Origin of the sequence: Phocaeicola faecalis, assembly GCF_021730445.1 — a bacterium.
In the GTDB taxonomy this organism is placed as follows: Bacteria; Bacteroidota; Bacteroidia; order Bacteroidales; family Bacteroidaceae; genus Phocaeicola; species Phocaeicola faecalis.
On the sequence record NZ_JADNRM010000025.1, the window covers coordinates 1 to 10441 of the forward strand.

The 10441-nt window shown below is 38.6% G+C and carries 12 protein-coding genes and 1 tRNA gene; 6 read left to right on the plus strand and 7 right to left on the minus strand.

Annotation, left to right across the window (positions count from 1 at the left end; all coding sequences use genetic code 11):
* Nucleotides 1–990, plus strand: a 990-nt coding sequence (locus IR173_RS16695) for a M16 family metallopeptidase (protein WP_237040651.1), incomplete at its 5' end; no start/stop codon positions are given.
* 233 nt (nt 991–1223) lie between these two features.
* Here the strand turns inward: IR173_RS16695 and IR173_RS16700 are convergent.
* The 3 genes from IR173_RS16700 to rsmI form a co-directional block, all read right to left on the minus strand.
* Entirely contained in the window at nt 1224–1913 is a 690-nt protein-coding gene (locus tag IR173_RS16700) for a YjjG family noncanonical pyrimidine nucleotidase (RefSeq protein WP_237040652.1), read from the minus strand.
* Nucleotides 1914–1989: 76 nt separating this feature from the next.
* Nucleotides 1990–2838 carry a Cbp1 family collagen-binding glycoprotein adhesin gene (locus tag IR173_RS16705; protein ID WP_237040653.1) on the minus strand — a complete coding sequence of 283 codons (849 nt, stop codon included), beginning with the start codon at nt 2836–2838 and terminating at the stop codon, nt 1990–1992.
* Between the two features lie 28 nt (nt 2839–2866).
* On the minus strand, nt 2867–3541 hold the full coding sequence (gene rsmI / locus IR173_RS16710) for a 16S rRNA (cytidine(1402)-2'-O)-methyltransferase (RefSeq protein ID WP_237040654.1): 675 nt from the start codon (nt 3539–3541) through the stop codon (nt 2867–2869).
* A 205-nt stretch (nt 3542–3746) separates the two neighbouring features.
* Here rsmI and IR173_RS16715 point away from each other — a divergent pair, with 205 nt between their 5' ends.
* From IR173_RS16715 to IR173_RS16735, 5 genes are all read left to right on the plus strand, one after another.
* Entirely contained in the window at nt 3747–4346 is a 600-nt protein-coding gene (locus IR173_RS16715; protein WP_237040655.1) for a thymidine kinase, read from the plus strand.
* 12 nt (nt 4347–4358) lie between these two features.
* Nucleotides 4359–5495: an AI-2E family transporter gene (locus tag IR173_RS16720; RefSeq protein WP_237040656.1), complete on the plus strand. Its 1137-nt coding sequence runs from the start codon at nt 4359–4361 to the stop codon at nt 5493–5495.
* A 91-nt stretch (nt 5496–5586) separates the two neighbouring features.
* Nucleotides 5587–5659, plus strand: a tRNA-Lys gene (locus tag IR173_RS16725).
* A 299-nt stretch (nt 5660–5958) separates the two neighbouring features.
* Complete coding sequence (locus tag IR173_RS16730; protein WP_237040657.1) at nt 5959–6840, plus strand: BglI family type II restriction endonuclease; 882 nt, start codon at nt 5959–5961, stop codon at nt 6838–6840.
* Nucleotides 6837–7793, plus strand: a complete 957-nt coding sequence (locus IR173_RS16735; protein ID WP_237040658.1) for a DNA-methyltransferase — start codon at nt 6837–6839, stop codon at nt 7791–7793. Before IR173_RS16730 ends, IR173_RS16735 begins: the two co-directional genes overlap by 4 nt.
* Before the next feature lie 371 nt (nt 7794–8164).
* Here IR173_RS16735 and IR173_RS16740 read toward each other — a convergent pair whose 3' ends face one another.
* The 4 genes from IR173_RS16740 to IR173_RS16755 all read right to left on the minus strand — a co-directional run bounded on the left by IR173_RS16740 (nt 8165) and on the right by IR173_RS16755 (nt 10441).
* Nucleotides 8165–9133, minus strand: coding sequence for a permease (locus IR173_RS16740; RefSeq protein ID WP_237040659.1), 969 nt, complete (start codon nt 9131–9133; stop codon nt 8165–8167).
* 45 nt (nt 9134–9178) lie between these two features.
* Complete coding sequence (locus IR173_RS16745; protein ID WP_237040660.1) at nt 9179–9628, minus strand: arsenate reductase ArsC; 450 nt, start codon at nt 9626–9628, stop codon at nt 9179–9181.
* A 117-nt stretch (nt 9629–9745) separates the two neighbouring features.
* Nucleotides 9746–9976, minus strand: a complete 231-nt coding sequence (locus tag IR173_RS16750; protein ID WP_237040661.1) for a thioredoxin family protein — start codon at nt 9974–9976, stop codon at nt 9746–9748.
* A 69-nt stretch (nt 9977–10045) separates the two neighbouring features.
* Nucleotides 10046–10441 (minus strand): ArsR/SmtB family transcription factor, encoded by a 396-nt coding sequence (locus IR173_RS16755; RefSeq protein WP_237040662.1) that lies wholly within the window; start codon nt 10439–10441, stop codon nt 10046–10048.

The window sequence follows — 10441 nt, forward strand, 5'->3', positions numbered from 1 at the left end:
CTGGACGAAAGACAGCTGAAGAGTCTGGAAGGGAATGCGATAAGCGGCCGTATTACCCGCAAGGAGAATGTCAACCTGCTGGCAAACGCCCTGCGGCAGTATATCATGTATGGTGACAAGTCTGATTATAAATCGGAACTGACCGACAAGGAGCTGACGGAGCTGAACCTCTCGGAATTGACCGGTGACATCAACCGTGCTACGGCCTATGCGTCGGAAATCCACTACTCGGGTACCTTGCCTTTTGAAACCGTCTATCAGGTGCTGAGCACTTCACTGCCTTTGGTGGCGGGCGAGAAGCAGAGTTCCTCACCTGTCATGAAGGATATGGTAAGTCCGACAGAGAATACGGTTTATTTCCTTCCCAACACTGATGCCCAGCAGAGCCAGATTTATTTCTATATTCCCATGGGGGATTATAACCGGGAGGAGAACGTGAGGCGTGAGGCTTTCAACCAGTATATCAGTGGCGGTTTCAGCGGATTGATAATGAATGAGATTCGTGAAAAGAACTCGATGGCGTATACCGCTTACGGTTTTGCCTCCTCGCGCGGACTGCCGGGAGCACAAACTTATTTCTCCGGTTATATCGGTACCCAGAACGACAAGGCGGTCGATGCCGTTGATTTATATATGAAACTGTTGACGGATATGCCTGAGCGTCCGGAACGCATTGACAACATAAAGAGTTACCTGCGTCAGTCTGCCCTGACCAGTCATCCTGACTCTCGTAACCTGAGTCTCCAGATAGCGGAATGGAAACGCAGGGGCTATACGGATGATCCTGCCAAAGAGGAGCTGCCCCGGATTGATTCCCTGACATTCCCCGATATTGTGGAGTATTATCAGAAGAATATAAAGGGAAAGCCGATTGTCATTGGAATTATGGGAAATCCCAAAGATATAAGTGTTGAGGCGTTGAAAAAGTTCGGAAAAGTGATAAGAATGAATGAGAAAAAACTGTTTAATGAAAAAGATACCATGTTCTAGGGCTTTTATAGAATTAAACANAAAGCCGATTGTCATTGGAATTATGGGAAATCCCAAAGATATAAGTGTTGAGGCGTTGAAAAAGTTCGGAAAAGTGATAAGAATGAATGAGAAAAAACTGTTTAATGAAAAAGATACCATGTTCTAGGGCTTTTATAGAATTAAACAAACCAAGACAGTAAGTGTTTGAGAAGTAGCTGCCTCAATATTTTATTTTGAAACAGCTACTTTTCTTATAATATCTTCCCTATTTCATTCCAATCCTCTATTATCCCCGTAGGCTGAAAAGGAAACTTTGTCGTTTTATTCACATTATAAAATATCTGTCCGAGTCCTGCATCTTTGGCACCGACTACGTCATTTTTCCAATTATCTCCTATCATCAAGGAAGTATGCAATTCCGACTGCGTGGCCGACATCGCAAAATAAAATATTTCAGGAAAAGGTTTATGTACACCAATATCCTCTGACAAGACTACTTTCTTAAAGAATTTATCAACTCCTGCCGAACGCATTTTTTGCTCTTGTAACTCTCTAAAGCCGTTGGAAAGAATATACAGATTGTATTTTGAAGATAAATACTCCAATGCTTCAACAGCATGCGGCATTGTCTTTTTCTTATACACTATCTCAGCAAAGAAATCATCTGAATATGCTTTTACCAATGTTTTATCTTCCACACCGACCTGCTGCAGAGGGTATGAAAAGCGCATATCATTCAATTCATCTTTTGTGATATGTCCGGCACCATATTCTCCCCAAAGGATTTCATTCCGTTCACTATATATAGTATAAAACTGATGAAAAGAATCAAAGTATCGTTCAAAGTGATACTTCTCATACATGTCCTGAAACGTATCGCAGGCATTCTCGGAGAATGCCCAAACCGTATCGTCCAAATCTATAAATATGCTCTTATACATATACACTCAAAAAGATTAAAAAAGGGGTTGTGTCTGATGGAGACGCAACCCCTTTACGGGATAATTATTTATTATTTTATTTTACCTGAATAACAAGATACCTTGATACACTCCAAAATTGATTAGGATTGGTTATCTTCAGAATTAACTGACCTTTTGCATCTTTTACCAGTTCGTAAGAACCTGCAGGATGAGTAGTCAACAGTTCTGCGCGTTTTGAATACAATTTGATTTCCTTGTCTGTACGGATATCAATCTGAGTAAAATAATCTTTATTGAAATCGTCATTCTTTAGTACGTCACCATTCTTAAGAATCTTCTGATCTTTCAATTCCGATTTTGTACCAAACACAAACCATGCAGTGTTCAAAGCCTTATCCTGACTGGCAACAGTGGCAGATTTTGCTTCATTTTCAGCAGTTAAATCACTTACATTCTGACTTAAACCGGCTACTGCGTCATCCAATTCCGCTATACGAATATTCTTTGAAGCAAGCTCTGTCTGCAAAGTTTCAATTTGTTGTTGTTTAGCTTCCAACTCCTTAGTCAAATTAGCAATAGCTTTCTTCAACTGTGCGGAATTATACCTGCTGTTCTTCAATTGCTCTTCCAACTTAGCAATCTGTTCGCGATTAGCCTGCAATTTTTCACTAATAAAACGAATATCATCTTTTATCTTATCTGCACTATTTTCACGAATAGAACCACTCTGCAAGTCAACACGGTTTTCTGCTTCGTTTATTTGTCGAAAACCTTCTTGAACCTCATTGAATGCACCCATAATCTCGTCCAATTCAGCATTTCTGTTGGACAGTTCCACCATTAAAGAATCATTCTGAGCCTTCATAGCCTCATTTTTTGCCCCATTACCACAAGAGCTTAACAGGGCAACAGACAACAATGATAAAATTACTAACTTTTTCATCTGCTTTACTTTTTAAAGTTCATTATTTTTAGTCCTCTTTTCCACCGAGCACAATAACAATCTCGCCACGCGGTTCGTTCTCTGTGAAATGCGCTATAACTTCTGTCAATGTACCCCGTACACTTTCTTCGTGTATTTTAGAAATCTCACGACATACGGAAACAGGCCTTCCGGCACCGAAAAACTCGGCAAATTGAGTCAAGGTTTTCACTAAACGATAAGGCGACTCATAGAATATCATCGTTCTCTTCTCTTCCTGCAGAGACGTGAGTCGAGTGACCCGACCTTTCTTTTGAGGCAGAAAACCCTCAAAACAAAAACGTTCATCAGGCAATCCGGAGGCAACCAATGCTGGCACAAAAGCGGTGGCTCCCGGCAAACATTGCACTTCAATACCGTTTCTTACACATTCCCGCACTACCAAAAATCCGGGATCTGAGATACCAGGAGTGCCGGCATCGGATATCAATGCCACAGTTTCGCCCGCCTTGATTCTATTAACAACGCCTTCAACCGTTTTATGTTCATTGAATTTATGATGGGACTGCATTGCATTCTTTATTTCATAATGTTTCAAAAGAATGCCGGAAGTACGAGTATCTTCGGCCAATATGAGGTCGGCCTCCTTCAGCACGCGAATAGCGCGAAAAGTCATATCTTCCAAATTTCCTACGGGAGTAGGCACTACATACAGTTTTCCCATAAAACACTCCTAATTCTGTTATATGGTGACAAATGTAGAAAGAAATCGAATGTACAAAGTTAATTGATGCTATTATTTAACAGATGTTGCACATTCCTTTAACATTATATCTTTTATTAATAAAAATATTGGGGATTATAGTCCTTTTTTGGGGTACAAATAGTACATTTGCATTCATAACTAAAATCAATTATCACTATTTATCATGGTAGTTTTTTCAGAAGACCACATACAAGAGACACGTAGAAGAGGAAGGATAGAAGTAATTTGCGGTTCCATGTTCTCAGGCAAAACGGAAGAACTTATCCGACGCTTGAAACGCGCCAAGTTTGCTCGCCAGAGAGTAGAAATATTCAAACCGGCTTTGGATACCCGATACTCGGAAGAAGAAGTCGTGTCACACGATAGTAACTCCATTGCCTCCACTCCTATCGACACTTCTGCCAGTATATTATTATTCTCTTCAGATAAAGATGTGGTAGGTATAGATGAAGCACAGTTCTTCGACGATGGTTTGGTAAGTGTATGCAACCAGCTGGCCGACAGTGGCATACGTGTTATTGTAGCCGGACTGGATATGGATTTCAAGAGAATCCCATTCGGGCCTATTCCGGCTCTTTGTGCCATTGCCGATGAAGTGACCAAGGTACATGCCATCTGTGTAAAATGCGGCAATTTGGCTTATGCTTCGCATCGTATAACAAAAAGTGAAAAAAGAGTACTTCTCGGCGAGAAATCCGACTATGAGCCGCTATGCCGCGAATGCTACCGGAAAGCTATTGAAGAAGAACAAACCATCAAATAAGTCCATACAATTATGTTACAGAAGAAAATAACATTTGACAGTTTTATCCGTGGAATTCTAAGCGGAATTGTCATTATAGGGATACTCTATTTGGTCAATCGTTTAAGCGGAGTGTTACTCCCATTTTTCGTTGCATGGCTCATTGCCTACCTTATTTATCCTATGGTTACTTTCTTCCAATATAAATTGCGTTTAAAGAATAGGGTTATTTCTATTTTTGCAGTCATGCTGGTATTAATATGTATCGGTGTACTGGCATTTATCGGACTGGTCCCTCCTATTGTAGAAGAATTCGGGAAATTAAAAGAGCTGCTTGCCGATTACTTTGTGGAAGGCTCAAAACAAGCAGCCATTCCCGGCACTGTGGCCAATTTTATCAAAGAGCATATCGATATGCTCAAAATAAATGAGGCATTGAATGAAGATCGTATTGCTCAAACCATGCGCGACGTACTGCCACAGGTATGGGCTATCTTTACGCAATCTGTCAATGTTGTCGTAAGCGTATTCACTTCTTTCATAATACTGCTTTATACCTTTTTCATCCTGCTGGATTATGAAGCTATTGCCAAGGGCTGGATAAAACTGGTTCCTGTAAAACACCGCGATATGACCGTTAAAATAGTAAATGACGTGCAAGAAGGTATGAACAAGTATTTCCGCGGACAAGCAGTGGTAGCTTTTTGTGTAGGCATTTTGTTCAGTATCGGTTTTCTGATTATTGACTTCCCATTAGCTATCGGCTTCGGATTGTTTATCGGTTTACTCAATATGGTACCTTATTTACAACTCATCGCTTTTATCCCTACTATATTATTAGCACTACTCAAAGCCGCTGATACCGGAGAAAATTTCTGGTGGATATTATTCTGTGCATTTTTAGTCTTTTGCATTGTACAAATAATACAGGACGGACTGATTGTTCCCAAAGTAATGGGGAAAATAACGGGTCTGAACCCCGCTATCATTCTCTTGTCCTTGTCTGTTTGGGGAGCATTGATGGGAATTGTAGGAATGATTATTGCCTTGCCATGCACCAGCTTAATGCTTTCCTACTACCAACGATACATCCACATAAAAGAAAAAGAATTTTCGAGAGATGACAATACGCCTGATAATCAAGGAGAAAACAAATTAATTGAAAAATAATTCAAAAAAATTAGGTAGTATATTTGGAAGTTTAAATAAAAACCTCTATCTTTGCACTCGCAATTCGGAAGAAAAGCAATAATAAAGGATTGATTCGCTAGCTCAGCAGGTAGAGCACAACACTTTTAATGTTGGGGTCTTGGGTTCGAGCCCCAAGCGGATCACTTGAAAGTCAGAGAGTTACATCAAAGTAGCTCTCTTTTTTTATACCCAATTTGCGTAGGTTTACATGGTTCAGTTAAATAATTGTGGATCAATCTGAAAACCCTGTGGGTGTTTCATGTAGATTATCAAAATAGTATTATCTTTGCGTATTAGACTAAATTAGTAGTGTATCAACAAATCTCCAAACTCAAGAATAAACAGAACATTCATTGAAGGTGAAACCATACACAGCTAATAGAGTTATTGCCATTAATAACAATCAAAAAATCGAACAGTAAATACATTATCTAAACAACATATGTTCAAAGAATATATAAATAAACAGTTTACATCATATCAAAATGCTGTTGAATACTATACTATTAATCCTGACTGCATAATTAATATTGAGAAATTTGTAATGAATGAAATTCGTCATTTTATTAATTTACATCTTCCCGAAATTAAAAGAGATTATGATGAGGCATCGTATTTGTATCCCTTTTGGAAAAACTATCCTCCCCTTGATCGTGGACGAGCTCCTATTGGAGACCAATATCCTTGGATTGAGGTTGGAGAACAGGTCTTTGGTAATAAACTATCCCGTTATTTCGCGTCAAATTTTGGAATCAAAGACTCTGGATTGCCTTCTGGTTCTGATGATAGATGTATTATATCTAGTGAACGAATAAAAAAAGATCTTGGTATTACTGATTCTGTTTGGGTTTTCATTGATATTAAATCTGCTGGACCTCGTGATGATTTCAACCATGCTGTTATGTCGCCATATCAAGTTTCCGGTTCTGGAGATTGGAACCAAATGGAGGATGGAGTTTCCAATAATCCTATTTTAGCATATGGTAAAATGGCATCACATGATTTTCTATGTTCTCTTTCACCTGTTTATGTTTTAAGTGATGGAACAATAGCTCCTTTAGTTACATTTGTTATTAAGCCTGTATATAAAATGCTTTATAATGGGAATGAAACAATCGGGCAACCACTTGAAAAGATTAAAATCGCATGTATTCCTAATGGTTTACTGCTGACCCATAATCCTAATTATTTAGGGAAATATCCTGGATTGTTTTTCCCGGGAAAAGATGATAAAAGCAAGGATGCAAGGAAAATTCGTGCACGAGTTTCTTTTGATATTCTTAAAAAAATTGACTCGTGGCGTGTTGAAGAAATTTATGTTTGAAGGAATTTATGAGCACTCTACAAATTAATACGGTTTATACAGGAGATTCTTGCGAATTGATGAAGAATATCAAGCCAGAGTCTCTTTCACTTTCTTTTTGGTCTCCCCCCTATTTTCTTGGCAAAGATTATGAAAAGGATGCTTCATATGAATCTTGGCAGTCTTTGCTAAAGACTGTTATATCCCTCCACTATAATGTATTAAAGCCTGGTGGTTTTCTTGTTATTAATATTGCAGATATACTTTCTTTCCAAGACGAAAATATGCCACGTATTATGGGACTTAATCCTTCCAATCGAAAATGTGCTGTTACAAAAGAAATGATTCTTAAAGTAAAAGAGGAACATCCTGAATTTAATAGAAGGCAGATTGCAACTGTATTAAAATGCAGTGAACAAACTATTGACCGAAGATTAAATGGGAATAATATTCGTGGCGGACGATATGCAACAGGAACTCATGTAAAACTTGTAGGTGGTAATCTTGAACAATATGCATATGAAGCAGGATTATTTCTTTATGACAAACGTATATGGAAAAAAGATCCGGCTTGGGCAAATAGCAAATGGACCACAAATACTTTAAAGGCCGTTAGTGAAACCGAAGATTTATATATTTTCTGGAAGCCTGGTGAATATTTAGTAAATCGGGATAGGTTATCGTCTACAGAATGGAAAGAATGGGGACATCGACAAATATGGGAAATTCCAAGTGTACGTGCAAATAACATACATCCAGCGATGTTTCCAATAGAATTGGCCCGACGAGTCATACGCTTATTTACAGATGAAGGTGATACAGTACTAGATCCATTTCTTGGCAGTGGAACTACAGCTATCGCTGCAATAGAAACGAAAAGAAACTTCATAGGTATCGAAATGATGAAAAAATATGCAGAACTTGCTATTGCAAATATAGAAAAAGCTAAAGTAATATACCAGAACAATCAATGATTTTAAATATTAGCTATCATTTTTAATGATATATCAAATACTGAAAGTTTATAGAATCTTGTTTTGTCTGTACGAAAACTATCTTTGCTTTCGCATGCTCCATGAACAAACTACAGCAAAAGCATGTAGCAAATTAGTGGGACAATTCATGGGATATGCTTGAAGCAAAAGACATAAAATTTTAAATATCAACACAATAACTCGGCAAAGAAAATTCTAAGCAGATTACTGAAAGACAAGTCAAAACAATACTTTAAGAAAACAACTCCTGCAATACCTTGATATTGTAGGAGTTGTTTTCTTTGTATAGTGTCCGTGACCAAAGACACGATAATTTAAGAGAACTTAAAACTCATAAGCCGACTATGGCACTATAACACAATGTTATAAAGATAACCTAATACAATAATAAATAAGGTTATCAATCCAAAGAAAATACCAATCAGCCGCCAAGTCATTACTTTTTTCAACAGCGTTGCTTCGGGCAGTGATAGCCCAACAACCGCCATCATAAAAGCAATTGCCGTTCCTATAGGAATGCCCTTAGCTACAAAAACTTCAATCACCGGCACTATTCCGGCAGCATTGGCATACATTGGAACGGCCAACACAACTGATAAAGGAACAGCAAACCAGTTATCCTTAGACATATATTGCTCAAAAAATCCTTCCGGCACATAACCGTGCATAAACGCACCAATGCCAATGCCGATAAGGATATACAGAAGTACCCCTCTGACAATCCCCCAGGCTTCTTGCATAATAATCGGCAATCGTCTAAAGAACGGAGTATGCTCTTTTTCCCATGCTCCGGAGTCGGACGTTGAATTTTGCTGTATTTGTTTTACCCAATCACTCAAATAAGGCTCCAATTTCATCTTACCCAAAATAAGTCCGCCTGTCATACCCAACAGAATACCACTAATCACATAGATAAAGGTAATGCGTAACCCAAAAGTACCAATAAACATGGCAACGGCAACCTCATTCACCAAAGGCGAAGTTATCAGATAGGCAAATGTTACTCCCAAAGGAATGCCCCCTTTCACAAATCCGATAAACAGCGGTATGGAGGAACAGGAACAGAACGGGGTAATAGCACCAAATAAGGCGGCAAAGAAATATTGCAATCCATATAATTTGCGGGAAGTCAAATAATTGCGCAAACGTTCTATCGGGAAATAGGCATTAATAATACCCATTATCACGCTGATAAAAAATAATAATATCAAAATCTTTATCGTATCATAAAAGAAGAAGTTAACAGCTTCTCCTAAAGCTGTTGAAGCATCCAATCCGAAGATGTCATACACCAGCCAATCAGCAAATCTTTGTATCATAACCTTATTGTTATTTGTAATAACACGAACAACCTGTCTAAGAAATTAGCAGCTACAAGCACATTCAGGCAATTCTTGTTTTTTTATCTCCGTAATGTAGAACTTGGTAAATTCATTCTTGATTTCATTACGCACTCTTTCAAATTCACTTTTGATAAAGTCAGTTGTTCCTATTTCTTCCGAGGGGTCGTCAAAACCAATATGCAACCGTTTCCCTACATTACCTGCAAAAGCAGGGCATGTTTCATTAGCATTACCACATACGGTTATCACATAATCCCATGTGTCACTTAAATAAGTTGCCACATCGGTAGGAATATGCCTACTTATGTCAATACCAACTTCTGCCATTGCTTCAACAGCCAAAGGATTAACTTTCTCTGCCGGATGCGTACCAGCCGAAAGCACTTGTATATTCTTATCAAACGATTGCAGGAAGCCATGCGCCATTTGACTGCGGCAACTATTTCCTGTACATAAAATCAAAATCCTCATATTATACCCCAATTTATCAATCCATAATAAATGCCTACCAAGAGAAGAACTTCCACACAAGGCTCCGTCGCAACCTGAACCATTCCCCCTGATAAAAGCGTTTCATCACAATCTGATTTACTTGGTTAATACTTCTTTTACCTCTTTGGCTGAAAGTTTGCCTTTTGCCACTACTTTACCATCTACTACAAGAGCCGGAAGTGTCATTACATTGTATTCCATAATCTTCATCAAATCTTCCTCTTTGGTAACTACCGCCTCCAAAGACAATTCTTTTACTACTTGCTCAACTGTGGCATACAAGGCTTTGCAACCTGCGCAACCTGTTCCTAAGACTTTAATTTCCATAATCTATAAATTTATCATATTAAACGTAATTCGCAAAACAACGAACATCAAGGTTAAAAAAGGGGACTATCAGCAACACTCCCCCGATTTACAGATACATTGCCCGAAAAACTCCTTAAAGAGTTCACGAGCCAGCTGCCAATTCTCCCGGTTGATGCAATATTTCACTTTAGGCGTTTCCACCTCTCCTTGTATAAGTCCGGCATCTTTCAACTCTTTCAAATGTTGGGACACCGTTGCTTTAGCGATAGGGAGCTCTTCGTGAATATCCCCAAAATAACACGCTTTCTGCTTTGCCAAAAAGTGCATAATGGCAATCCGGGCAGGATGTCCCAATGCTTTGGCAAATCTTGCCAACTGCTCTTGCGTAACTGTATAGTCTTTCTTTTCTTCCATATCTTGTATATCGTTCGCAAATATACGAACAATATTAAAAGTAACAAATTCCATTATGCTTTTTCTCAT